The following is a 23815-nucleotide window of genomic DNA, read 5'->3' as shown; positions in this document are numbered from 1 at the left end:
GAGAACCGACGTTCTCGGTTCTTTCCTCTAAATTCTGCACCTTGACCCGCGTTGCCCGAAATGGCGGACGCGGGCCGAGTCGGTTATAGGACGAACGGCTTGTCCTCGGCACTACAACTACACCATCTGTCCAGCCACGTTCGGCCAAACCGATGGAATTGCCCTCTCAGGTGTCCATCAGCGGCGGAAGCCGATGGACCATGCCATAGCGGACAGTCACGTCACAGTGACGATCAGTCACAGAGCGATCAGGAGCCACCAGACCCCCCATAGCGTGCAATGCTGAGCCTTCCACCCAAACTTGGGCGGAAGGAGCCCTCCCCGGACTCCTTGTCCTATTTTGGCATGAGGTTGGGCGATGGGCGCAAGAGCCGCTGTTAGTGCGATCCATCACCCTTGAGACAAAGGACCGGTTCGGGACCCGCCGCTTCGTTCTCTGACGTCACACAAGACTCAGGTGCAACAGCCTCCGGCGCAATGGCCTCAACTGGGCAATTTTCGGTTCAGTTGGCGAACTGCCGGTCCCGGACCGCGCGCCACCGCTCCGCGAGCCGCCCGTACGCCTTCTCCGCCGCCGCCTCGTCGCCGTCGCGCAGCGCGGCGATCCCGGCAGTGACATCCGCCACGGACCGGTCACCGGCGAGCAGCTCGGCGGGCAGGGCGTGCACCAGGCCGCCGTAGTCCAGCTCCACCAGCGAACGCGGATGGAACTCCTCCAGCCACCGCCCCACGTCCACCAGGCCCTCGGTGAGCGGCCCCTCGTCGACCGACTCGCGCAGGGTCCGCAGCGTCCGCGCCACCCGCCGCCGCGCCTCGACCATCGGCGTCCGGTACCGCAGCAGCGGCCCCTTCCCGGAGGGCGCGCCGGCGGGGACGTACTCGCGCTCCCCGTCGGCGAACAGCACGAACCACCGCACCGGCACCTGCCACACCGCGCTCCTGATCCACGGCCGCGCGTCCGGGTTGCGGGCCCGCCACCGCTCGCGGTCGGCCTCGGCCTGCCCCCGCACCACCGGCGGCAGCGCCGCGTCCAGCACCGGCCGGGGCAGCAGCTGGTCCAGCTCCTCCAGCGCCAGCCAGGCCCGCAGCCGCGTACGCCACGGGCAGACGCACACCGACCCGCCCGCCTCCACCACGAACGCGTCGCCGCTCTCGTGCACCGGCACGGGCACGGGGGGCGTCGGCACCAGGTCCGCGAGCGCGCGCCGGAGCTCGTCCTGCGCGGTGGGCGCCCCGCCGCGCAACGCGCGCTCCGCATAGCGGGCCCAGTGGGCGCGCTCGGGCTCCGGGAAGGCGGCCAGGGGCTCGTACACGCGCAGATAGGAGGCGTACGGGACGAGAACCGATGAGACAGCCGGCATGCGCCGCATCCTTCCACGCGACCACACCCCTGAGGGTGATCCTGAGCACTGCGTCGGACCTACGCCCAGGTAGGACTTACTCTCTTGCCGAACAGGTCCCTCCCCACCCCTAGGGGGGCCGACATCGCCGCTTCGTACTTGGGAGTCACCACCGTGACCGATGTGACCGACGGCGTCCTGCACACCCTGTTCCGTTCGGAGCAGGGGGGCCACGAGCAAGTCGTGCTGTGCCAGGACCGCGCCTCCGGCCTGAAGGCCGTCATCGCCATCCACTCGACCGCCCTGGGCCCCGCCCTCGGCGGCACCCGCTTCTACCCGTACGCCTCCGAGGAGGAGGCCGTCCTCGACGCGCTCAACCTGTCGCGGGGGATGTCGTACAAGAACGCCCTGGCCGGTCTGGAGCACGGCGGCGGCAAGGCCGTGATCATCGGTGACCCGGAGCTGATCAAGACCGAGGAACTGCTGCTGGCCTACGGCCGGATGGTGGCCTCCCTCGGCGGCCGGTACGTCACGGCCTGCGACGTCGGCACGTACGTCGCCGACATGGACGTCGTCGCCCGCGAGTGCCGCTGGACGACCGGCCGCTCCCCCGAGAACGGCGGCGCCGGCGACTCGTCGGTCCTCACCGCGTTCGGTGTCTTCCAGGGCATGCGGGCCTCCGCCCAGCACGTGTGGGGCGACCCCACGCTGCGCGGCCGCACGGTCGGTGTCGCCGGTGTCGGCAAGGTCGGCCACTACCTGGTCGAGCACCTGCTGCAGGACGGCGCCGACGTCGTGATCACCGATGTGCGCGAGGAGTCGGTACGCCGCATCACCGACAAGTTCCCGCAGGTCAGGGTGGCCGCGGACACGGACGCGCTGATCCGCACCGAGGGCCTGGACGTCTACGCGCCGTGCGCGCTCGGCGGCGCCCTCAACGACGACACGGTGCCCGTGCTGACGGCGCGGATCGTGTGCGGCGCGGCCAACAACCAGCTCGCGCACCCCGGGGTCGAGAAGGACCTGGAGGAGCGCGGCATCCTCTACGCGCCCGACTACGTCGTCAACGCCGGCGGTGTCATCCAGGTCGCCGACGAGCTGCACGGCTTCGACTTCGACCGGTGCAAGGTGAAGGCGACGAAGATCTTCGACACCACGTCGGCGATCTTCGCACGTGCGAAGGAGGACGGCATCCCGCCGGCCGCGGCGGCCGACCGGATCGCCGAGCAGCGGATGGCCGAGGCCCGACGCGCGTAAGGCGCGCACGGGTCGCGCGGGCCGGTCGCGCACCGGCCCCGCACCGGCTGTTTTCGGTCACGGAACGTGCGTCCGCCCGTCCGGCGCCCTTGACAGGGTGCGGGGCGGGCGGGACCGTGCGTGCCCACAGGTACCTTCCAGACACTCTCCGCATTGGTGTGTTCGCACAGACATGCGTTCGCCCTCAGAGAGAGATGACTCACGCCGGTCGGCGGGTCGGCCCCGATTTGAGGTTAAAATCGCAGCTGACCAGCGAGGACGGGGCGCCCCGCCGGTCCGGCTCCGAGGCGCGTCATGCGGGCGGCGTACCGTATGGCCCCGGAAGCAGGTACCGTTGAAGCCCACGGGCCGGTCTCTCCACGGAGAGTCCGTTCCACATCATGAACGCGTGTCAAGACTCTGGGGCCGTCGAGCCCCGTCACCGAGGGGGTCGAGCCATGGGGCGCGGCCGGGCCAAGGCCAAGCAGACGAAGGTCGCCCGCCAGCTGAAGTACAACAGCGGTGGGACGGACCTCGCACGGCTGGCCAGCGAGCTGGGCGCATCGACTTCGAGTCAGCCTCCGAACGGAGAGCCGTTCGAGGACGACGACGAGGAAGACGACCCGTACGCCCGCTACGCGGAGCTGTACAACGACGACGATGACGAGGACGAGGAGTCCGGTCCGTCATCCCGGCGTCGCGGCGCTTGACGCCCGCACTCTTCCAACCCGGTCCGGGGCTCGCCCCGGACCGGGTTTAGTGCTGTTCAGCTCGCGTAGTCACCCGTCAGGGCGGCTCCGGTCGAGTGGTCCCCGCGCTCGGTGATCTCACCGGCGACCCAGGCGTCGACGCCCCGGTCGGCGAGGGTCGCGAGGGCGACGTCCACCGAGTCGGCGGGCACGACGGCCATCATGCCGACCCCCATGTTCAGGGTCTTCTCCAGCTCCAGCCGCTCCACCTGGCCGGCCTTGCCGACCAGGTCGAAGATCGCGCCGGGCGCCCAGGTCGAGCGGTCGACCGTGGCGTGGAGGTGGTCGGGGATGACCCGCGCCAGGTTGGCGGCGAGCCCACCGCCGGTGATGTGGCTGAAGGCGTGCACATCGGTGGTCCGGGTGAGCGCCAGGCAGTCCAGCGAGTAGATCTTGGTCGGCTCCAGCAGCTCCTCGCCGAGGGTGCGGCCGAGCTCGTCGACCTGCTGCTCCAGCTCCATGCCGGCCCGGTCGAACAGCACGTGGCGGACGAGCGAGTACCCGTTGGAGTGAAGGCCGGACGACGCCATCGCGACGACGACGTCACCCGTACGGATGCGATCGGCGCCCAGCAGGCGGTCGGCCTCCACGACGCCCGTGCCGGCACCGGCGACGTCGAAGTCGTCCGGGCCGAGCAGGCCGGGGTGCTCGGCGGTCTCGCCGCCGACGAGGGCGCAGCCGGCGAGGACGCAGCCCTCGGCGATGCCCTTGACGATCCCGGCGACCCGCTCGGGGTGGACCTTGCCGACGCAGATGTAGTCGGTCATGAACAGCGGCTCGGCGCCGCACACCACGATGTCGTCCATGACCATGGCGACCAGGTCGTGCCCGATGGTGTCGTACACGCCCATGCGGCGGGCGATGTCGACCTTCGTGCCCACACCGTCGGTGGCGGAGGCGAGGAGCGGGCGCTCGTAGCGCTTGAGGGCGGAGGCGTCGAAGAGGCCGGCGAAGCCGCCGAGGCCGCCGAGGACCTCGGGGCGCTGCGTCTTCTTCACCCACTCCTTCATCAGCTCGACGGCGCGGTCGCCCGCCTCGATGTCGACGCCCGCGGCGGCATAGCTGGCGCCGCCATTGGCACTGGTGGCCTGAGACATGGCTACGGAACTTCCTGTCGTACAGCGGGGGAGGGAGGTGCCTACGGGCCTTGCGGGGGCCTACGGGCGGCGGAGCGCGTCGGTGGCGGCCGTGGCGGCGGGGCCCGCGGCGAGCTCCGTCTCCAGCAGCTGCTTGCCGAGCAGCTCGGGGTCGGGGAGCTCCATGGGGTATTCGCCGTCGAAGCAGGCGCGGCAGAGGTTCGGCTTGGCGATCGTGGTCGCCTCGATCATGCCGTCGAGCGAGATGTAGGAGAGGGAGTCGGCGCCGAGGGACGTGCCGATCTCCTCGACCGACATGCCGTTGGCGATCAGCTCGGCGCGGGTGGCGAAGTCGATGCCGAAGAAGCACGGCCACTTCACGGGCGGCGAGGAGATCCGGATGTGGACCTCGGCGGCGCCGGCCTCGCGGAGCATCCGGACGAGCGCGCGCTGGGTGTTGCCCCGCACGATCGAGTCGTCGACGACGACCAGGCGCTTGCCCTTGATGACTTCCTTGAGCGGGTTCAGCTTGAGGCGGATGCCCAGCTGGCGGATGGTCTGGGACGGCTGGATGAAGGTCCGGCCGACGTAGGCGTTCTTCACGAGGCCCGCGCCGAACGGGATGCCGCTCGCCTCGGCGTAACCGATCGCGGCGGGGGTGCCGGACTCGGGCGTCGCTATGACGAGGTCGGCGTCGACGGGGGCTTCCTTGGCCAGTTTCCGACCCATCTCCACACGGGAGAGGTGGACGTTCCGCCCGGCGATGTTGGTGTCGGGGCGGGCCAGGTACACGTACTCGAAGACGCAGCCCTTGGGCTTCGCATCCGCGAATCGGGAGGTGCGCACGCCGTTCTCGTCGATGGCGATGAGCTCGCCCGGCTCGATCTCGCGGACGAAGCTGGCGCCGACGATGTCGAGGGCGGCGGTCTCCGACGCGGCGACCCAGCCGCGCTCCAGCCGGCCGAGGACCAGCGGGCGGATGCCCTGCGGGTCGCGGGCGGCGTACAGCGTGTTCTCGTCCATGAAGACGAGGGAGAAGGCGCCCCGGACCTCGGGGAGCACCTTGGCGGCGGCCTGCTCGATGGTGAGCGGCTTGCCGTCCTCGTCGGTCTGCCCGGCGAGCAGCGCGGTGACGAGGTCCGTGTCGTTGGTGGCGGCGACCTGGGTGGCGCGGCCGTCCTTCCGGGGAAGGTCGGCGACCATCTCGGCGAGGCGCGCCGTGTTGACGAGGTTGCCGTTGTGGCCGAGGGCGATGGAGCCGTTGGCCGTGGCCCGGAACGTCGGCTGGGCGTTCTCCCAGACGGACGCGCCGGTGGTCGAGTAGCGGGCGTGACCGACCGCGATATGACCTTGGAGGGAGCTGAGAGAGGTCTCGTCGAAGACCTGGGACACGAGGCCCATGTCCTTGAAGACGAGGATCTGGGAGCCGTTGCTGACCGCTATTCCAGCGGATTCCTGACCCCGGTGTTGGAGGGCGTAGAGCCCGAAGTACGTGAGCTTTGCGACCTCTTCACCCGGCGCCCAGACACCGAAGACGCCACAAGCGTCCTGGGGGCCCTTCTCGCCGGGAAGCAGATCGTGATTGAGTCGACCGTCACCACGTGGCACGCCACCGAGTGTAGGCGAGATCGACCACTGGTCCGAATTGGGGACGGGGCCGCCCGGGAGGGCCCGCGGCGGGAAGGGGTCCCTGCCCAGGCGCCCTTTCCGCGCTCGCGGGAACCCTTTCCGGCCGCGTGCGGTGTGACGGAGCTCGCACCTTTACCGGTCTTTTCGGGCCAGTTCAGCCTGGGCGCCGAACCCGGAGCCGTCCTGAGCGGTGACCGTCAGTTGATGGCCCTGGACCCGGTACGTCACCGGACCGCTGCTGAGCGTGCCGTACAGCTTCTGCTCCAGGCCGTTCTGGAGGGTCGTGCACATACGGCGGGTGATCGCGAGGGCGTCGAACGTCATCTTGTCGCCCTCCACCTTCACGGTGGCGGTGAAGTTGTTGCAGCCGAGGTTGCCGGTGGCGGAGCCGTCGGCGGCGATGGTCAGGTGGGGGCCGCTCCTGACCCCGGTGGGCAGGGAACTTGCGGTCTTGCCGTCCAGGAGGGTGTCGACGCTCCACTTGGTGCCCTTGAGGGGCGCGGGGGGCCGCTCGGAGAGGGCGAGGGTGTCGCCGCCGGGGGTGGTGAGGGTGAGGCGGTCGAGCCCGATGTCGGTGTTGCTGGTGCCGTCGCGGTCGCCGAGCTCGGCCTGGAGCTTGCCGGTGAACGCCTTGAGGAAGGCGTCCTCGAAGTCCTGCACGGCCTTGTCGCAGGCCATCTCGGTCCTGGTGACCTCGCCGACGGTCACCGTGTCGCCGGTGACGGCCGCCTTGGCGGTGAAGCGGTTGCACCCGGCGTTGCCGGTGGCGGTGCCGTCTGGCTTGAACTCGACGTACGCGGGCCGGGGGGCGGTCTTCCTGGCGCCCTCGACCGTGAGGGCGTCCACGGTCCAGTGGGTGCCGGTGAGGGGGAGGTCGGGGCGGTCGCCGGGGGTGGGGCCCTTGGAGCAGCCGGCGAGGGTGGTGGCGGTCGCGGTGACCGCGAGGACGGGGAGCAGGCACTTGGTGATCCGCATGCCGCTCTGACGCCCGACCCCCCGATCCGGTTCCCCCGGCCGGACCGCCGCGCAACGGGGTGCCCCGCCCGGGAGGGTGCCCCCTTGTGCGGCGGGCGCAGGAAGATCGTGCGGCGGGCGCGCCGTGCGCGGATCGGGCCTCGGGGGCGCGCGGCCGGAGGGGGTGCGGGGGCTCGTGGTGCGGCGCCCCGGCGCCGCCCGTCAGCCCAGGACCGGGAGCCAGGGGGTGAGGTCGGCACGGTCGCCGCTCGCGTGGACGTGGGCGTCCGACAGCGCCTCGTCCCACGCGACGCGGCCCGTCGCGAGCCGGGCCCAGGTCAGCGGGTCGGTCTCCACGACGTTCGGCGGCGTACCGCGCGTGTGCCGCGGACCCTCCACGCACTGGACGACGGCGTACGGCGGCACCCGCAGCTCCACCGAGCCGCCCGGCGCCTTGGCGGCGAGCGCGTCCGCCAGGACCCGCGCGCACGCCGCGAGCGCCTGCCGGTCGTGCGGCACCGCCAGGCCCGTCGCCGCGTTCAGGTCGTCGGTGTGGACGGTCAGCTCCACCGTCCGCGTCACCAGGAAGTCGCCGAGCGGCATCCCCCCGAAGCGCGTCACGATCAGCCGCTCGTCCGGCGCCGCGGCCAGCGCCGCCGCGAAGTCCCGCTCCGTACGGGCGTACAGCTCCGCGAGCCCGCCGGACTCCTCGGCCCACTCCGCCAGTTCCCGGGTGTCCGCGTCCACCGCCCCCGCGAACCCGCGCGTCGCCGCGGGCCAGTCGGCCAGTCCCACGTCCCGTACGGCCGGCTCGGGCGCCTCCACGCCCCGCACCACGGACCGCAGCACCATCGCGATGTGCGCGGCCAGCTCCCGTACTGTCCACTCCCCCAGGCGCGTCGGCAGCGCCAGCTGCTCGGGCGTCAGCCGCTCGACGCCCTCCCGTACGTGCGCGAACTGCGCCGTGACCGCCGCGCGGGTCTTCGCGGGGTCGTACCTGCGGGCGGCGCGCTTCCTCGGCTGTGGCATGCCCCGAGGCTACCGCCGCCCCGTCAGGTGGTGGAGCGGAGCGCCGCCCAGGTCCTCGGGCCGACGATCCCGTCCGCCTCCAGGCCCTTGGCGCGCTGGAAGGCCAGTACGGCGTCCTTGGTCGCCGTGCCGAAGTCGCCATCCACGCCCGCCTCGCCCACGCCGTAGCCGCGCTTGGTCAGCATGCACTGGACCTGCGTCACGCGGACGTTCTTGTCGCCGTACCTGGTGGTCTGCGTGCCGTCGTAGAAGGTGCAGCCGGTGATCCACGCGGGCTTCGGGGCCGGTGTCGGGGACGTGGCCGGTGCCGGGGTCGGGGTGGGGCGCGCGGGCGGGGCGGTGACCGTGACCGTCGGGCGGGGTTCGGCGCGCGACGGGGACGGGGCGGCGCTGCCCGGCGGCGGGGTCGGGGCGGTCGACGGGGAGGGGTCGCCCGTAGGGGAGGCGAGGGGCGAGGCGGCCGCGTCGTCCGGGGCGCCGCCCTCCGCCACGGGGGCGGCCGCCGGTGCCGAGGGCGCGCCGGCGGCGGCCGGGGGCGCGGCGGGGCCCTCCGGCCGCGTGAACAGGTACGCGGACACCGCGACGGCGCACACCGTCAGCGCGGCCGCCACCGCGAGGTACGCCCTCGTACGGGTACGGCCACCGGACCGGGCCGGGGGCGTCTCCCCGTAGGGGGGCGGGGTCGTCAGGGGCGGCGTCGGGGTGATCCCGGAGGGGTACGGAGGCGTGTGCGGGGCCCGCGCAGGGGTGGGGACGGGGCCCGCGGGGGTGTGGCCGTCCGGGGCGTGGGCCGGGTGCGGGTACCCGTAGGGCGCCGTCGGGGGCTGCGGCCGCGAAGGCGCCGGGGCGGGCACCGGGGCCGGGAGGCGGGTCAGGGCGTCGTACGCGGCCTTCCTCGCCGTCACCCGCGCCCGCAGCGCGTCCGGCCACGCGGGGCCCGACGCCGCCGGTGCCGCCGTCACGAGCTGCGCCGGGGTCGGGCGGTGCGCCGGGTCCTTCGCGAGGCAGGCCGCCAGCAGCGCGCCCAGCGCGGGGTCGGCCGCCGCGACCGCCCCGATGACCTGCGGGTCCGGCTCCTCGTACACGACCCGGTGCATCACGTCCATGCCGGTCCCGAGGCCGAAGGGGCCCCGCCCGGACACGGCGTAGACGAGCGTGCCGCCCAGCGAGAACACGTCCGACGCGGCATCGGTGTGCCCGGTCCGCAGGTACTCGGGCGCCATGAACGCGGGCGTGCCGACCCGGCTGTCGGTCGCCGTCAGCATGCTGGCGCCCGACGACTTGGAGATGCCGAAGTCGATGACGTGGGCCCCCCGCACGGAGAGCAGCACGTTCGACGGCTTCAGGTCCCGGTGGACGACGCCCGCCGCGCCGAGCGCCATCAGCGCCCGCCCCAGGTCGGCGACGATCCGCCACGCGGCTGCCGGGCCGAGCGCCCCGTACTCGCGCACCGCGTCGCTCAGGCTGTACCCGGGTACGAAGTCGGCGGCCAGCCACAGCAGTTCGTCGTGGAAGCCGGTGCCCTGGAAGCGCGGCGCGTGCGGGGTGTGGACGCTCGCCTGCACGGCGGCCTCCCGCTCGAAGCGGCGCCGGAACTCGGGGTCCTCCGCGTACTCGGGCCGGATCACCTTCACCGCCGCGAGTCCGCCGCCCGCTCCGGGCCCCGGCGCGGCTCCCGTGCCCGTGCCTCCGCCGGCCGGCGGCAGCGCCAGGTACACCCGGCCCATCCCGCCGCTGCCGAGCACGCCGAGCGGCACATAGGGGCCGATGCGCGGCGGGTCGGACGGCCGCAGCGGCGCCGCACCCGCCTCCCGCAGCACGGCCTCGTGGCCCAGGTGCCCGGAGTACCCCTCGTACGGGGCAGAAGACGACGAAGACGATGGCGACGGCCGCTGGTCTGACACCCGAATCCCCCGAAACGCCCTGTGCGTAGGCCAGTTCGCCGAGGCTACCGCAGCAGCGCGGAGGGCCGGCCCCCGGTGTCCTCCGGGGGCCGGCCCTCCGTCCGCTCGGTGCTCGGCTCGGGCGTACCGGCCGTCAGGCCAGCAGGCCCGGGATCGTCGCCTCGTGCGCCTCGCGCAGCTCGGCCAGCGGCACGCTGAACTCGCCCTGCACGTCGATCGTGTCGCCGTCCACGACACCGATGCGGGTGGCGGGCAGGCCCCGGGCGCCGCACATGTCGGTGAAGCGGAGCTCCTCGCTGCGCGGCACGGCCACGACGGCGCGGCCGGCGGACTCGCTGAACAGGAAGGTGAACGCGTCCAGACCGTCCGGGACGATCAGCCGCGCGCCGTTCCCGCCGCGCAGGCAGGACTCGACCACGGCCTGGATGAGGCCGCCGTCGGACAGGTCGTGCGCCGCGTCGACCATGCCGTCGCGGGAGGCGGCGATCAGGATCTCGCCGAGCAGCCGCTCGCGCTCCAGGTCCACCTTGGGCGGCAGGCCGCCGAGGTGGTCGTGGACGACCTGCGACCAGGCCGAGCCGCCGAACTCCTCGCGCGTGTCGCCCAGCAGGTAGAGGAGCTGGCCCTCCTCCGCGAAGGCGATCGGCGTGCGCCGCGTCACGTCGTCGATCACGCCGAGGACGGCGACGACGGGCGTCGGGTGGATCGCGGTGTCACCGGTCTGGTTGTACAGCGAGACATTGCCGCCCGTGACGGGCGTGCCCAGCTCCAGGCAGGCGTCCGCGAGACCGCGCGTGGCCTCGGCGAACTGCCACATGACCGCCGGGTCCTCGGGCGAGCCGAAGTTCAGGCAGTCGGAGACGGCCAGCGGCTTCGCGCCGGACGCGGCGACGTTGCGGTACGCCTCCGCCAGGGCGAGCTGCGCGCCCGTGTACGGGTCGAGCTTGGCGTAGCGGCCGTTGCCGTCCGTGGCGATGGCGACGCCGAGGTTGGTCTCCTCGTCGATCCGGACCATGCCGGCGTCCTCGGGCTGGGCGAGGACGGTGTTGCCCTGCACGAACCGGTCGTACTGGTCCGTCACCCACGCCTTGGACGCCTGGTTCGGCGACGCGACGAGCTTCAGGACCTGCTCGCGCAGCTCCTCGGAGGTCTGCGGCCGGGGCAGCTTGTTCGCGTCGTCGGCCTGGAGGGCGTCCTGCCAGTCCGGGCGCGCGTACGGCCGGTGGTAGGTCGGGCCCTCGTGGGCGACGGTGCCGGGCGGCACGTCAACGATCTGCTCGCCGTGCCAGAAGATCTCCAGGCGGTCGCCGTCGGTCACCTCACCGATGACGGTGGCGATGACGTCCCACTTCTCGCAGATCTCCATGAACCGGTCGACGTGCTGCGGCTCGACGATCGCGCACATGCGCTCCTGCGACTCGCTCATGAGGATCTCCTCGGGCGAGAGCGTCGCGTCGCGCAGCGGGACGGTGTCGAGCTCGATGCGCATGCCGCCGGTGCCGGCGGACGCCAGCTCGGAGGTCGCGCAGGACAGGCCGGCGCCGCCGAGGTCCTGGATGCCCGCGACGAGCTTCTCCTGGAAGACCTCCAGGGTGCACTCGATGAGGAGCTTCTCCTGGAACGGGTCGCCGACCTGGACGGCGGGGCGCTTGGTGGGCTTAGTGTCGTCGAAGGTCTCGGACGCGAGGACCGAGACGCCGCCGATGCCGTCGCCGCCGGTGCGGGCGCCGTACAGGATGACCTTGTTGCCGGGGCCGGACGCCTTGGCGAGGTGGATGTCCTCGTGCTTCATCACGCCGATGCAGCCGGCGTTGACCAGCGGGTTGCCCTGGTAGCAGGAGTCGAAGACGACCTCGCCGCCGATGTTGGGCAGGCCCAGGCAGTTGCCGTAGCCGCCGATGCCGGCGACGACGCCCGGCAGGACGCGCTTGGTGTCGGGGTGGTCGGCGGCGCCGAAGCGCAGCGGGTCCACCACGGCGACCGGGCGGGCGCCCATGGCGAGGATGTCGCGGACGATGCCGCCCACGCCGGTGGCCGCGCCCTGGTAGGGCTCGATGTACGACGGGTGGTTGTGCGACTCGACCTTGAAGGTGACCGCGTAGCCCTGGCCGACGTCCACGACGCCGGCGTTCTCGCCGATGCCGACGAGCATCGCGTCGGACTCGGGCTTCTTCTCGCTGAACTGCTTCAGGTGGACCTTGCTGCTCTTGTACGAGCAGTGCTCGGACCACATGACCGAGTACATCGCCAGCTCGGCGCCGGTCGGGCGGCGGCCGAGGATCTCGCGGATGCGCTCGTACTCGTCCTTCTTCAGGCCCAGCTCGGCCCACGGCTGCTCGACGTCCGGGGTCTCGGTGGCGTGCTTGACGGTGTCGAGGCTCATCAGGCGTTGACCAGCTTCTTGAGGATCGAGGTGAAGAAACCGAGGCCGTCGGTCCTGCCGGTGCCGACCAGCGGCTCGACGGCGTGCTCGGGGTGGGGCATGAGGCCGACCACGTTGCCCGCGGCGTTGGTGATGCCCGCGATGTCGCGCAGCGAGCCGTTGGGGTTCACGTCCAGGTAGCGGAAGGCCACCCGCCCCTCGGCCTCCAGCTCGTCGAGCGTGCGCTCGTCGGCGACGTACCGGCCGTCCATGTTCTTCAGCGGTACGGAGATCTCCTGGCCCTGCTCGTAGTCGGAGGTCCAGGCGGTGTTCGCGTTCTCCACCCGCAGCTTCTGGTCGCGGCAGATGAAGTGCAGGTGGTTGTTGCGCAGCATGGCGCCGGGCAGCAGGTGCGCCTCGGTGAGGATCTGGAAGCCGTTGCAGATGCCGAGGACCGGCATGCCGGCCTTCGCCTGCTCGATGACCGACTCCATGACCGGCGAGAACCGGGAGATCGCCCCGGCCCGCAGGTAGTCGCCGTAGCTGAAGCCGCCCGCGAGGACGACCGCGTCTACCTGCTTGAGGTCCTTGTCACGGTGCCAGAGCGAGACCGGCTCCGCGCCGGCGAGCCGGGCGGCGCGCAGGGCGTCCTGGTCGTCGAGCGTCCCGGGGAAGGTGACGACTCCGATGCGAGACGTCACGCCTCCTCCACCTTGACGACGAAGTCCTCGATGACGGTGTTGGCAAGGAAGGTTTCGGCCATCTCGTGGATGCGGGCGAGGGCGGCGTCATCGACCGGGCCCTCCACATCCAGCTCGAAGCGCTTCCCCTGGCGGACGTCCGCGATCCCCTCGAAGCCGAGACGGGGCAGTGCGCGCTGCACCGCCTGTCCCTGCGGGTCGAGGATCTCGGGCTTGAGCATGACGTCGACTACGACGCGTGCCACTGGCACTCCCGGTGGTGTGTTGCGTGGGCGGTTCACCCAGCGTACCTGCCTACAAATTCTACGCGAGTAGATTTCCGGAGGAACGCACAAACGCATGAAACGATCTTGGGCGGAAGAGACGTGCGCGCCGGCCGCGCGGCTCGCCGGAGGGACCGGAAGGGGGCGGGGAGCATGCGCGGCACCGCGCGTCGAGAACCGCGCGGAAAAATCCCGGAAAAGAATCGCGGCTTCACCAATGCGCGCGGACACGCGGGCACAATTGCCGGGTCTTCCCAGCGCGGCACTCCGCGCTGTACAAAGGAATACACCCATCTAAATCAGGTATCGCCGCACGTCAAACGTGTCACACAACACACCCGGAACGGCGGCTTACCACGGGAAAGGACCGATATCCGTGGCGCAGCGCGTAGTAGTCACGCTCACCGACGACATCGAGGGCGGGGAAGCGGCGGAAACGGTCAGGTTCGGCCTCGACGGTAAGTGGTACGAGATCGACCTCAATGAAGCCAATGCAGAGAAACTGCGCAAGGCTCTCGCCCCGTACATGGAGGCCGGACGAAAGAAGTCCGGCACGGAGAAGGCCCGCAAGGCGTTCCAGCACACCTCGGTCGACCCCGATCCGGCGGCGGTACGCGCCTGGGCGCAGTCCAACAAGATGGACGTGCCGGCGCGGGGGCGCATCCCGAAGCGCGTCTACGACGCGTTCCACGAGGCGAACTGATCCGGCCCGACCCCTGTCCGCCCCCGCGCGGCACGGCGCCCGCGCCCTCGTCCGGCGATACGCACGGGGCCGGAGCGCGCACGGGCCGTCGTCTGATCCGCCGAGGGGGTGGGTCGCGCGGCTCGGGGCGACCGCTGGCTCGGGGCGGTACGGGCGGGGCCAGGGCGCGGGGCGGGACCGGGCGGGGCCCTGCCGGATGCGCCCGGGCGGTACCGCGGGCGGTACGGGGCAGGGCTCAAGCGCCCGGGGCCTGGGCGGTGCGGCCCCCCGGCGCCGTCCAGGACGTACTGACGGATGCCCTGCCGGACGCCCTGCCGGACGGGACAGGACGGGCCGGGCTGCGGGCGCCTTCGCCGAGCCGGGCCCGCAGGGCCCTGCGGGCTCCACAGCCGTGGCCGCCGCCGTCGAGTCGTACCGCGCCTGGTCGCCGCCGGGGCGGCGCCGGTCCGCAGGGGCGGAACGGGGCCTTCCGGCACCGAGTTGCGCGGCACCCCCCTTGATCGGCTAAAGTCTGGAGCACGCCGAGGGGCGAGGCCGAAAAGCCAAGCGCCTCACGGAGCGTGCGGGTGTAGTTCAGTAGTAGAACATCCCCCTTCCAGGGGGAAGGCGCAGTGTGCGATTCCTGTCACCCGCTCCACATCACATACCAACCACTCCGGTGGATCAGGTACAGTGGTGTTCGCACCGCCCGGTGAAAGCCGGTCGGGAGCAATGCGGACGTGGCTCAGTTGGTAGAGCATCACCTTGCCAAGGTGAGGGTCGCGAGTTCGAATCTCGTCGTCCGCTCGTGAATGAGGGCCCCGGTCAATCGACCGGGGTCCTCGTCGTTTACCACCTGCCGGTGGCAGTCGGCCCGGACCTGTGCGCCGGGCTTTCCGGCGGGACTTCCGGCCGGGCGGCGCCGGCGTGACATTTGTCAGCGGTCCCCGATGACACGGCGTACTGCCGTACCGCCCGCTCCGCCCCGACGCTGGAGCCATGACCAGCGACGACCACCACCCGGGCCCCGCCCGGCCCGGACACGGCGACGCCATCGAGGCACGGGACCTGCGGCGCCGGTACTCCGAGGGCTTCGAAGCCGTGAGCGGCATCACCTTCACCGTCCCGTACGGCGAGGTCTTCGCCCTGCTCGGCACCAACGGGGCGGGCAAGACCTCCACCGTCGAGCTCCTCGAAGGGCTCGCCCCCGTGAGCGGCGGCCGGGTCCGCGTCCTCGGCCACGACCCGTACGCGGAACGCGCCGCCGTCCGGCCGCGCATCGGCGTGATGCTCCAGGAAGGCGGCTTCCCCTCCGACCTGACCGTCGCCGAGACCGTCCGCATGTGGGCCGGCTGCACCAGCGGCGCCCGCCCCACCGGCGAGGCCCTCGACATGGTCGGCCTCGCCGCCCGAGCCCGGGTCCGCGTCAAGCAGCTGTCCGGCGGCGAACGCCGGCGCCTCGACCTGGCGCTCGCCCTCCTCGGCCGCCCCGAGGTGCTGTTCCTCGACGAGCCGACCACCGGACTGGACGCCGAGGGCCGCCGCGACACCTGGGACCTCGTACGGCATCTGCGCGACACCGGTACGACCGTGCTGCTCACCACGCACTACCTGGAGGAGGCCGAAGCCCTCGCCGACCAGCTGGCGATCATGCATGGCGGGCGGATCGTCGCCTCCGGCACCCCCGCCGAGGTCACCGCGTCCCGGCCCGCCCGCATCCGGTTCGAGCTGCCCGCCGGGGTGCCCGCCGCCCGGCTCCCGCTCCAGCTTCGGGCCGCCCAGCCCGACGGGCGGCGCGTCGAGATCCGGACCCACGACCTCCAGGGCGCGCTCACCGAGCTGCTGCGGTGGGCCGGCGAACACGGCGTACGGCTCGAAGCGCTCGACGCGCGGTCCGCCTCCCTGGAAGAGGCGTTCCTCGACATCGCCCGCACCGGCACGCAGACCCGACCCGCAGAGGTATGACATGGCGGACACCACCACCGGCGCGACGACGGCGCCCGCGGGCCGCACCACACCGGCCGGGCGGCTCGCCGCGCTCGCCCGCGCCGAAATGGTCCTCCTCGTCCGCAACAGGACCGCGCTGTTCGTCACCCTCCTCATGCCGCTGCTGATGATCGGCTCCATCCGGGCGGGCCTCGACCGCGTCGGCCTGGACGGGACCGGGATGACCCTCGTCGAGGCGGCCATGACCGGCGGCCTCGGCATGGTCCTCGTCATCGTCGTCTACCTCAACCTCGTCCCCGCCTACGTCGCCCGCCGCGAGGAGCTCGTGCTGAAGCGGCTGCGCACCGGCGAGGCGTCCGACACGGAGATCCTCACCGGGACGGCCCTGCCCTCGGTGGCGCTCACCCTCGCCCAGTGCGTGATCATGGTGGTGGCCGCGGTGGCGTTCCTCGACGTGCGGGCGCCGCAGCGGCCGGAGCTGCTCGTCGCCGGCGTGGCCGTCGGCATCGTGCTGCTCGGCGCGCTCGCCGCGTACACCGCCACCCTGACCAGGACCGTGGAGAGCGCGCAGCTGACGACGATGCCGCTGTTCCTCGTCTCGGCGATGGGCTCCGGGCTGTTCGTGCCGCTGGAGGCGTTCCCCGAGCGGGTCGAGGCGGTGTGCGCGCTGCTGCCGGTGACCGGTGTCGTGACGCTGCTGCGGGCCGGGTGGCTCGGCGGCGCGGAGACCGGGGAGCTGCTGCGGGCCGGGGCGACCGCCCTGGTCTGGACGGCCGTCGCGGTGTTCGCTGTACGGCGGCGGTTCCGCTGGGAGCCGCGCCACTGACGCGCGACGTCGGCGGGACGGGCGGGGACGGCAAGAACGACGGGAGGGGGACGGGCGCATGGCCAGGCTGACCGGCTGGTGGACCCGCAGGAGCAACCCGGAGAAGGTCGAGCTCTACACGCGGTGGACGTACCACGGGCTGGCCTGCGTGGCCGTCTTCATCGGCGGGATGCCGGCGTTGGCGGTGAACCGTGAGGTGGGACCGGTCGGCGGGTGGCTGTTCCTCACCGTGCTGGTGCACATCGTGCTCGTCGCCGTGCTGTCGTCGCGGGCGCTCAGCTGGCAGCTGGGCCGGCGCGAGCGCCCCGGCCGGCTCGCCGCCGTCATCGCCGTGCTCACCTCGGCGGGCTGCCTCGCCGTGCTCGCCCTGCAGCGCTGGCTGCCCGGCGCGGACCTCCAGATGACCATGTACGTGGCGGGCGGGCTGGTCAGCTGGGGCGTCGGCGCGCTCGCCCTGTGCACGGTCCGGGTACGCCACATCCTGGGGCTCACGGTGGTCGCCGTGGCAGGGCCCGCGGCGAGCGCCGTCCTGCTGGGGCTGCCGCTGACCAGCACCGTCGCGTTCACGTTCACGATCGCCTTCGGCACGGTCGTCTTCGCCACCACCAGCGGCTTCTCCGGATGGCTGCTGCGCGCCGTGTGGGAGCTGGACGCCGCCCACCGGCTCCAGGCGCGGCTGGCCGTCGCCGAGGAGCGGCTGCGGTTCGCACGGGACCTCCACGACGTGATGGGGCGCAATCTGTCGGTCATCGCCCTCAAGAGCGAGCTCGCCGTGCAGCTCGCCCGGCGCGGGGCCGCCGACCGGGCCGTGGCGGAGATGGGCGAGGTGCAGCGGATCGCCCGCGAATCGCAGCGGGAGGTACGGGAGGTCGTGCGGGGCTACCGGGAGGCCGACCTGCACACCGAGCTCGACGGCGCCCGGGGCGTCCTCCAGGCCGCGGGCATACGGTGCCGCATCGACCTGCGGGACGCCGCCGAACTGCCCGCCGCCGCCCAGTCCGCCCTGGCGTGGGTCGTCCGCGAGGCCACGACGAACGTCCTGCGCCACAGCGACGCCCGCCACTGCCACGTGACCGTGACGGCCGAATCGGGCGACCGGGCCGGTGCCGAAGCCCGGGCCGGTGTGACGGGCAGGGCCGGTGCCGAAGGCCGGGCTGGTGCCGAGAGCCGGGCCGGTGTGGCGGGCCCGGCCCATGGGGAAGGCCGGGCCCATGGGGAAGGCCGGGAGGTTTCCGGCGGCCCGGTCGCCGGAAGCGGCGTGGCGGCGGACACGATGGCGGACGGAGGACAGGTGGTGCTGGTGATCGAGAACGACGGGGCGCGGGCCACCGGGACCGGGGGATCCGGGCTCGCGGGGCTGCGCGAACGGCTCGCCGTGCTGGGCGGCGTGCTCGACGCCGGGCCCGTGGGCGACGGCGGGCGGTTCCGGGTGACCGCCCGGGTGCCGCTCGACGGCGCGGAGCTCCGGCCCGCCGCGGGCGCGCCCGCCGGGAAGGGGCTGTGATGACCGTACGCGTGCTGCTCGCCGACGACGAGCACCTCATCCGGGGCGCGCTCGCCGCGCTCCTCGGACTCGAAGAGGACCTGGAGGTGGTCGCGGAGGCGGCGTCCGGGCCGGAGGCGATCGCCATGGCCCGCGTCCACCGCCCCGACGTGGCCGTCCTCGACCTCCAGATGCCGGGTGCCGACGGTGTGAGAGTCGCCACATCCCTGCGGGCCGAACTCCCCGGCTGCCAGACCATGATCGTGACCGGCCACGGCCGGCCCGGCCACCTCAAGCGGGCCCTCGCGGCAGGGGTGCGGGGCTTCGTCCCCAAGACCGTCAGCGCCCAGCGGCTCGCCGAGATCATCCGCAGCATCCACGCCGGAAACCGTTACGTGGACCCGGAGTTGGCCGCCGACGCCATCTCCGCGGGCGACTCCCCGCTGACCGCCCGCGAGACCGAGGTACTGGAACTCGCGGGCGACGGCGCCCCCGTGGCGGAGATCGCCCGGCGCGCCTCCCTCTCCCCTGGAACGGTTCGCAACTACCTCTCGTCCGCCGTCTCGAAGCTCGGTGCGGAGAACCGTCATACGGCAGTGCGTCTCGCGCGCGAGCGAGGTTGGGTATAGTAGGTCTCGCGCTACGGCGCAGGCGGACGTGGCTCAGTTGGTAGAGCATCACCTTGCCAAGGTGAGGGTCGCGAGTTCGAATCTCGTCGTCCGCTCCAGAGCGAAGGCCCCGGTCATCAGACCGGGGCCTTCGACGTTTCCCCACGCGGGTCCTTGCGCGCCCTCGCGCGGGCTCCGGTGTTTCACGTGAAACACGCGCGCGAGGCAGTGCAACCGCCCCGCCGAGCGGGTGCTCGACGGGGCGGAGTGGCCGGGCGGTCGTCCGGCGCCCTGCGCGCCACGACCACGCGCTACGACCAGGACGTGCCGGTCAGCAGCTCGTACGCCTCGATGTACTTGGCGCGCGTCGCGTCCACGACCTCCTGGGGAAGCGGCGGGGGCGGCTGCTCGCCGTGCCGGTCCCAGCCGGAGTCCGGGGAGGTCAGCCAGTCCCGGACGAACTGCTTGTCGTACGAGGGCTGCGCACGGCCCGGCTGCCACTCGGCGGCCGGCCAGAACCGCGACGAGTCCGGCGTCAGCACCTCGTCCGCCAGGACCAGGCCGCCGTTCTCGTCGTAGCCGAACTCGAACTTGGTGTCCGCCAGGATGATCCCCCGGTCCCGCGCCACATCCCGCGCGCGGCTGTACACGGCGAGCGTCGACTGGCGCAGCTGCGCGGCGGTCTCCGCGCCGACCTGGCGGGCGACCTCCTCGTACGAGACGTTCTCGTCGTGCTCGCCGACGGCGGCTTTCGTCGCGGGCGTGAAGATCGGGGCGGGGAGCTCCGAACCGTCGGTGAGGCCCTCCGGGAGGGCGAGCCCGCAGACGGTGCGCGACTCGTTGTACTCGACCAGGCCGGAGCCGGTCAGATAGCCGCGCGCCACGCACTCGACCGGGATCATCCGCAGGGACTTGCAGACCAGCGTGCGGCCCGCCCAGTCGGCGGGGGCGCCCTCGGGCAGCTCCGTCGAGATCACGTGGTTGGGGATGAGGTCCGCGAGCTGGTCGAACCACCACAGCGAGAGCTGGGTGAGGACGCGGCCCTTGTCCGGGATCTCCGTGGGGAGCACCCAGTCATAGGCGGACATGCGGTCACTGGCGACCATCACGAGGTCGCCCGCCTCGTTCTGGTACAGCTCGCGCACCTTCCCGGTGTGCAGATGCACCAGGCCCGGCACCTGAAGGGGCTCGGGCTTTTCTACGAATCCGGACACGGTTCCTCCCCGTGGATCTGACCAATCGGTTCCGATTCTCCCGCACGCGGGGGGAGAGGCCGTGGCCAGGGGTGCAGGGAACGGTTCTAGTCCCGTTTGCAGATGCGGTCCAGCAGGTTCGCCGTGGCGCGCTGGACGGCCGGGTCGACATGACCCGGCCGGTCCAGAGCCGGGGACCAGCCGAACGTGCCGGACGCGAAGACGAGTGCCCCGGACGGCGCCCGGTAAAGGGACGTCTCCTGGTGGCGCCGGGCCCCGGCCGCGTCCAGGTACGGGGAGTGGGCGAGCAGGATGCGCTCCTGGTGGTCGGGGAGCGCCGTGCGCGGGAAGTACCGGTCGGCCTCGCCCGCGACCAGGCCCGGCAGCTCGTCGCCCTCACCGGCGCCCGACGCCTCCCACAGCCAGTGGCCGGCGTTCCGCACGACCAGCGGGTACGGCTCGGGGACCCGGCCCGCGTACTGGATGCCGAGCAGCTGCTGCTCCGGCCGGTCCGCCTCCCGCCACAGCGCCGAACGGCCCGGCCCCCGGCGTTTGCGGCACGTCAGCAGGCGGTCCGGCACACCCGACGGGGACGGGGCCAGCTCGACCTGCCAGTACAGGGTGTTGGCGGAGAGGAACACCAGGGACGTGCCACTGTCGCGGGCCGCCTCCACGGCGCGGCGCAGCGGCACCGACCAGTACTCGTCGTGGCCGGGGAAGACCAGGCCCCGGTAGCGGGTCGGGTCGACCAGGCCCGAGTGCAGGTCGGTGGCGTTGGCGTAGGCGAGGTCGTAGCCGTAGCGCTCGGCCCAGCGGATCACGTCGTACGCGTGCCCGATGTGCAGGGGCAGGCCCTGGCCGGCGTACGGGCGGTCGAAGGAGAGCGTGACGGCCGCGTCGGCCTCGCCCAGGAGGCGGCCCTCCTCGTCCCACGCGTGGTACAGGCTCGCGCCCGTACGGCCATCCTCCGGATACAGGTTGTACGCCTGCCACGTCATGTCCGGCAGGACCAGCAGCAGGTCGGCGGGGTGACCGTCGCGGACCGTGAAGGGGATGTGGGAGCGGTAGCCGTCGGCGGTCGTCAGGACGGCGACGTACGCGCCGGTCGACCAGTACGAGGGGATCTGCAGCCGCCAGGACAGCCACCAGTGGTGGCAGGAGACCGTGCGGTCGGCGGTCAGCGGCGGAGGCTGGACGATGCCGGAGAGCCGGGGGCTCGTGGTGACCTTGGCGGCGCCGTCGCCGCCGTAGTGGCCCACGCGGTAGACGTCGGCCGAGAACTGCTGCGGCGGGTTCACGGTGATGTGGAAGTCGATCGCCTCGCCGGGGGCGACGGCCCCGGTCGACGCGAAGCCCTTGATCTGGAGGCCCACGTCGTCGGCGGCGCGCGGCCCGTTCCCCCGGTCGTCGCCCGGGCGGCGGGCCGGCCGCGCGTACCAGGGGGTGATCCGGCCGTCCTCGCCCACGTACTGCTCGGTGCCGCGCAGCCAGGGGAGCGGCCCCTGTCCGTACGGGTCGTTCACGGCATGGGCCAGCGCCCCGGACTCCCACCGCCGAACCTGCTCCGCCCCCATGCTGCGCCCCTCCCTCGACTCCCCCGGTGTCCGGCGAATCCGACGCGCTCGGCGTCGGCCCACAGCACATCACATAACGCACGCGGTCCGTCACCCGTCGTCGTGAAATGACGCGAACGGAACGGAGCGTTCCCGGTGCGGTGCGCGGGGGCGCGCGGAGCCCGCGGGAGCGGGGGTGGCGTGCCGTCAGCCGAGGCGCACGGGTTGTTCGGGGCGGGCGCCCACGGAGGCGAGCCAGTCGCGCAGCGGCTCCGGGTCGGCGTCCTCGATCAGCGCCAGCACGCCGGGGGCGACATCGGCCCGCCGCCGTCCGGAGCCGTCCGCGTCACCGTCGCCGATCAGCAGGACGGGGCCGTCCAGCCAGTCCAGGCCGGGGGCCGCACCCGCCGTGTCGACGGCGGCGCAGCAGACGACGGCCAGCACATGGTCGGCCAGCAGCTCACGGCCGGTGCGCGGCGGCTGGAGCGGGAGCAGCGGCAGGTCGTCGGCGCCCCAGATGGCGGGCCCTCCCGATGTCTCCGGCGCCGGGTCCGCGCCGGGAGCGGGCAGGGGCCCGGCGGCCGGCTCGAACGCGGCCGTCGGCACGACCGGCCCGGCGCCGGAGCGGCCTGCCCTGGAGCCGTTCGCGCCGGAGCGGTCCGCCGGGGCGCGGTCCGCCTGGGAGTGGTCCGGCCCGGAGCGGCCTGTCCGGGGGCCCGTCGCGGCTGCCGTGCCGGTGGTGTCCGTCGTGCCGTCGGGCTGGGCGGGGCCTCGCGGGGCGTGCTCCTCGCGGGACAGCTCCGCGCTCAGCGCGGCCGCCACCGTCTCCCCGTCCTCCGCCGTGGCGAAGTGGTCGAGGACGCGCGTCAGGGTCGGCCCCTCCGGTGCGGGCCCGGTGCCCAGCCGGTCCAGCACGCGGTGCAGGCGCGCGGCCTCCGTGCGCCACTTCCGGTCCACGACCTCCTCCGGATACCGCTGCCAGTCCACCGGCGCCCAGTCCGGCCCGGGCTCGGCGGGCCCGCCGTGGAAGAGGCGGGCGGCCAGCAGCGACGTGGCCTCGTCCACCAGGCCGGGCTCCTCCAGCAGGTCGCACGCCGGGCGCTCGCCCAGCCGCGACGCGAACCCCTCCGCGAGCCGGTCGCGCCGGGACAGCTCCGTGAGCGCCGAGACGACACCGGCGTCCAGCCGGGACGGCCAGCGGCCCATGCGCCAGGCGGGCAGCGCCACCCGCGTCAGCAGCCGGTCCCAGCCCGCGTACGCGAGGCCGACCTGCTCCTGGGCGACGATCCTCAGCCCGTAGTCCACCGCCTGCGCCCGCTCCGACGCCGCCGCGGCCACCCCGCGCTCCATCTCCGCGGCGTGCTCCCTGACGGCCCGGAGCATCAGCCGGGCCACCACGGCCACGGCACGCGCGCCCAGGCGCCGCACCGGACCCGTGCCGGGCCGCGCGGGCAGCGCGACCGCCGCGTCGAGACCGCGGACGAACCGCCGCGCGGCGGCTATGTCCGGGTGGGCGGAGGGGCCCGTACCGGCGACGACCGGCGCCAGCACCGCCCGCAGCTCGCCGACCCGCATCCACCACAGGAACGGCGACCCTATGACCAGCACCGGAGCGGCGCCCGCCGTCCCGTGCACCCCGCCGCCGGATATCCGGTGCGCACGGTGCGTACGGTCCTCCAGCCAGCTGTCGCAGTCGGGCGTGAGCGCTATCGCGGACGGCTCGGGCACCGCGAGGCGGGCCGCGAGGTCCCGCACCATCCCGTACAGGTCCGGCGCGGACGACTCGGCGATCTCCACCGTCGGCGTGAGCGCCGGGCGGGCCCGCGCGACCACCGCGCCGACCGCCACCGCGCCCAGCAGCACGGCCGACGCGGCCCCGGACACCACCCAGCGGGCGGCGTCCCAGGCGGGGCCCTCCAGCTGCCCGGTCACCGCTCCTGCCAGCAGGACGACCGCCAGCGCGGCGGGGAGCACGGCGAGCGCCAGGGCTCTGCCGCGCACGCGCAGCACGGCCCGGGCGCGGGCGCGCGCGGCCCGCGCGCCCCGCTCCTCACCCATGGCGCCCAAGGTGCTCGTCGCGCCCCTGTCGGCGCTGTCGGAACCGGGACCGAACACAGCCGTACGTCACCCCCTCCACCCCCGCGGCGGTTTTGCTCACTCCCCCACTGTGACACCCGCCACTGACATCGCAATGCCGGTGGGCCAAGTGCCGGAACGCCTGCGCGGCACCCTAGTTGGGGCGTCGGCGGCCGTCAGTCGGATGGGTGAGCCGTCACTCGA

The 23815-nt window shown here is 73.1% G+C and carries 19 protein-coding genes and 3 tRNA genes; 10 read left to right on the top strand and 12 right to left on the bottom strand.

Annotated elements, in window-relative coordinates; genetic code table 11:
* Nucleotides 1-503: 503 nt before the first annotated feature.
* Nucleotides 504-1361: a hypothetical protein gene (locus tag ACSUPT_RS15385; RefSeq protein ID WP_351966945.1), complete on the bottom strand. Its 858-nt coding sequence runs from the start codon at nt 1359-1361 to the stop codon at nt 504-506.
* Between the two features lie 153 nt (nt 1362-1514).
* Between ACSUPT_RS15385 and ACSUPT_RS15380 the strand changes: the two genes are divergently transcribed.
* The gene (locus ACSUPT_RS15380) at nt 1515-2597 is read left to right on the top strand and encodes a Leu/Phe/Val dehydrogenase (RefSeq protein ID WP_351966946.1); all 1083 of its coding nucleotides are present in this window, start codon (nt 1515-1517) and stop codon (nt 2595-2597) included.
* A gap of 437 nt (nt 2598-3034) precedes the next feature.
* Nucleotides 3035-3286 (top strand): DUF3073 domain-containing protein, encoded by a 252-nt coding sequence (locus ACSUPT_RS15375; protein ID WP_351966947.1) that lies wholly within the window; start codon nt 3035-3037, stop codon nt 3284-3286.
* Between the two features lie 56 nt (nt 3287-3342).
* On the opposite strand, the gene purM is transcribed toward ACSUPT_RS15375, so the two are convergent.
* The 8 genes from purM to purS all read right to left on the bottom strand — a co-directional run bounded on the left by purM (nt 3343) and on the right by purS (nt 13225).
* Entirely contained in the window at nt 3343-4422 is a 1080-nt protein-coding gene (gene purM, locus ACSUPT_RS15370; protein ID WP_351966948.1) for a phosphoribosylformylglycinamidine cyclo-ligase, read from the bottom strand.
* A 60-nt stretch (nt 4423-4482) separates the two neighbouring features.
* Nucleotides 4483-6009 carry an amidophosphoribosyltransferase gene (purF, locus tag ACSUPT_RS15365; protein WP_351966949.1) on the bottom strand — a complete coding sequence of 509 codons (1527 nt, stop codon included), beginning with the start codon at nt 6007-6009 and terminating at the stop codon, nt 4483-4485.
* A gap of 153 nt (nt 6010-6162) precedes the next feature.
* Nucleotides 6163-7005: an META domain-containing protein gene (locus ACSUPT_RS15360; RefSeq protein WP_436944650.1), complete on the bottom strand. Its 843-nt coding sequence runs from the start codon at nt 7003-7005 to the stop codon at nt 6163-6165.
* Nucleotides 7006-7206: 201 nt separating this feature from the next.
* Nucleotides 7207-8013 (bottom strand): maleylpyruvate isomerase family mycothiol-dependent enzyme, encoded by an 807-nt coding sequence (locus ACSUPT_RS15355; RefSeq protein WP_361654480.1) that lies wholly within the window; start codon nt 8011-8013, stop codon nt 7207-7209.
* 23 nt (nt 8014-8036) lie between these two features.
* Complete coding sequence (locus tag ACSUPT_RS15350) at nt 8037-9917, bottom strand: protein kinase domain-containing protein (protein WP_436944648.1); 1881 nt, start codon at nt 9915-9917, stop codon at nt 8037-8039.
* A 133-nt stretch (nt 9918-10050) separates the two neighbouring features.
* The gene (gene purL / locus ACSUPT_RS15345; protein ID WP_361654474.1) at nt 10051-12300 is read right to left on the bottom strand and encodes a phosphoribosylformylglycinamidine synthase subunit PurL; all 2250 of its coding nucleotides are present in this window, start codon (nt 12298-12300) and stop codon (nt 10051-10053) included.
* Nucleotides 12300-12980 (bottom strand): phosphoribosylformylglycinamidine synthase subunit PurQ, encoded by a 681-nt coding sequence (gene purQ, locus ACSUPT_RS15340; protein WP_351966954.1) that lies wholly within the window; start codon nt 12978-12980, stop codon nt 12300-12302. The genes purL and purQ overlap by 1 nt, the downstream gene beginning before the upstream one ends.
* Nucleotides 12977-13225, bottom strand: a complete 249-nt coding sequence (gene purS / locus ACSUPT_RS15335; protein WP_023587565.1) for a phosphoribosylformylglycinamidine synthase subunit PurS — start codon at nt 13223-13225, stop codon at nt 12977-12979. The genes purQ and purS overlap by 4 nt, the downstream gene beginning before the upstream one ends.
* Before the next feature lie 394 nt (nt 13226-13619).
* Between purS and ACSUPT_RS15330 the strand changes: the two genes are divergently transcribed.
* From ACSUPT_RS15330 to ACSUPT_RS15295, 8 genes are all read left to right on the top strand, one after another.
* Nucleotides 13620-13946, top strand: a complete 327-nt coding sequence (locus ACSUPT_RS15330) for a histone-like nucleoid-structuring protein Lsr2 (protein ID WP_351966955.1) — start codon at nt 13620-13622, stop codon at nt 13944-13946.
* Nucleotides 13947-14508: 562 nt separating this feature from the next.
* A tRNA-Gly gene (locus ACSUPT_RS15325) sits at nt 14509-14583 on the top strand.
* A 76-nt stretch (nt 14584-14659) separates the two neighbouring features.
* Nucleotides 14660-14732: transfer RNA gene (locus ACSUPT_RS15320), tRNA-Gly, on the top strand.
* Nucleotides 14733-14924: 192 nt separating this feature from the next.
* Complete coding sequence (locus ACSUPT_RS15315; RefSeq protein ID WP_403504649.1) at nt 14925-15890, top strand: ABC transporter ATP-binding protein; 966 nt, start codon at nt 14925-14927, stop codon at nt 15888-15890.
* 1 nt (nt 15891) lies between these two features.
* Nucleotides 15892-16698: an ABC transporter permease gene (locus ACSUPT_RS15310; protein WP_365725723.1), complete on the top strand. Its 807-nt coding sequence runs from the start codon at nt 15892-15894 to the stop codon at nt 16696-16698.
* A gap of 58 nt (nt 16699-16756) precedes the next feature.
* Complete coding sequence (locus tag ACSUPT_RS15305; RefSeq protein WP_436944645.1) at nt 16757-18202, top strand: sensor histidine kinase; 1446 nt, start codon at nt 16757-16759, stop codon at nt 18200-18202.
* On the top strand, nt 18202-18810 hold the full coding sequence (locus tag ACSUPT_RS15300; RefSeq protein WP_351966959.1) for a response regulator transcription factor: 609 nt from the start codon (nt 18202-18204) through the stop codon (nt 18808-18810). The genes ACSUPT_RS15305 and ACSUPT_RS15300 overlap by 1 nt, the downstream gene beginning before the upstream one ends.
* Before the next feature lie 22 nt (nt 18811-18832).
* Nucleotides 18833-18908 (top strand) — tRNA-Gly (locus ACSUPT_RS15295).
* A gap of 192 nt (nt 18909-19100) precedes the next feature.
* Here the strand turns inward: ACSUPT_RS15295 and ACSUPT_RS15290 are convergent.
* The 3 genes from ACSUPT_RS15290 to ACSUPT_RS15280 form a co-directional block, all read right to left on the bottom strand.
* Nucleotides 19101-20003, bottom strand: coding sequence for a phosphoribosylaminoimidazolesuccinocarboxamide synthase (locus tag ACSUPT_RS15290; RefSeq protein WP_361654460.1), 903 nt, complete (start codon nt 20001-20003; stop codon nt 19101-19103).
* Between the two features lie 86 nt (nt 20004-20089).
* Nucleotides 20090-21556, bottom strand: a complete 1467-nt coding sequence (locus ACSUPT_RS15285) for a N,N-dimethylformamidase beta subunit family domain-containing protein (RefSeq protein ID WP_399218581.1) — start codon at nt 21554-21556, stop codon at nt 20090-20092.
* A gap of 186 nt (nt 21557-21742) precedes the next feature.
* Nucleotides 21743-23593 carry a hypothetical protein gene (locus tag ACSUPT_RS15280; RefSeq protein ID WP_436944644.1) on the bottom strand — a complete coding sequence of 617 codons (1851 nt, stop codon included), beginning with the start codon at nt 23591-23593 and terminating at the stop codon, nt 21743-21745.
* Between the last annotated feature and the right edge of the window lie 222 nt (nt 23594-23815).

Source organism: Streptomyces sp. SudanB25_2051 (assembly GCF_964272635.1).
In the GTDB taxonomy this organism is placed as follows: Bacteria; Actinomycetota; Actinomycetes; order Streptomycetales; family Streptomycetaceae; genus Streptomyces.
This window is presented reverse-complemented; position numbering and strand designations above follow the sequence as displayed.

Coding starts and splice junctions, on each gene's coding strand:
- ACSUPT_RS15385 (WP_351966945.1), bottom strand. CDS start 1,361: ATGCCGGCTGTCTCATCGGTTCTCGTCCCGTACGCCTCCTATCTGCGC.
- ACSUPT_RS15375 (WP_351966947.1), top strand. CDS start 3,035: ATGGGGCGCGGCCGGGCCAAGGCCAAGCAGACGAAGGTCGCCCGCCAG.
- purM (WP_351966948.1), bottom strand. CDS start 4,422: ATGTCTCAGGCCACCAGTGCCAATGGCGGCGCCAGCTATGCCGCCGCG.
- ACSUPT_RS15360 (WP_436944650.1), bottom strand. CDS start 7,005: ATGCGGATCACCAAGTGCCTGCTCCCCGTCCTCGCGGTCACCGCGACC.
- ACSUPT_RS15355 (WP_361654480.1), bottom strand. CDS start 8,013: ATGCCACAGCCGAGGAAGCGCGCCGCCCGCAGGTACGACCCCGCGAAG.
- purL (WP_361654474.1), bottom strand. CDS start 12,300: ATGAGCCTCGACACCGTCAAGCACGCCACCGAGACCCCGGACGTCGAG.
- ACSUPT_RS15315 (WP_403504649.1), top strand. CDS start 14,925: ATGACCAGCGACGACCACCACCCGGGCCCCGCCCGGCCCGGACACGGC.
- ACSUPT_RS15310 (WP_365725723.1), top strand. CDS start 15,892: ATGGCGGACACCACCACCGGCGCGACGACGGCGCCCGCGGGCCGCACC.
- ACSUPT_RS15305 (WP_436944645.1), top strand. CDS start 16,757: ATGGCCAGGCTGACCGGCTGGTGGACCCGCAGGAGCAACCCGGAGAAG.
- ACSUPT_RS15300 (WP_351966959.1), top strand. CDS start 18,202: ATGACCGTACGCGTGCTGCTCGCCGACGACGAGCACCTCATCCGGGGC.
- ACSUPT_RS15285 (WP_399218581.1), bottom strand. CDS start 21,556: ATGGGGGCGGAGCAGGTTCGGCGGTGGGAGTCCGGGGCGCTGGCCCAT.
- ACSUPT_RS15280 (WP_436944644.1), bottom strand. CDS start 23,593: ATGGGTGAGGAGCGGGGCGCGCGGGCCGCGCGCGCCCGCGCCCGGGCC.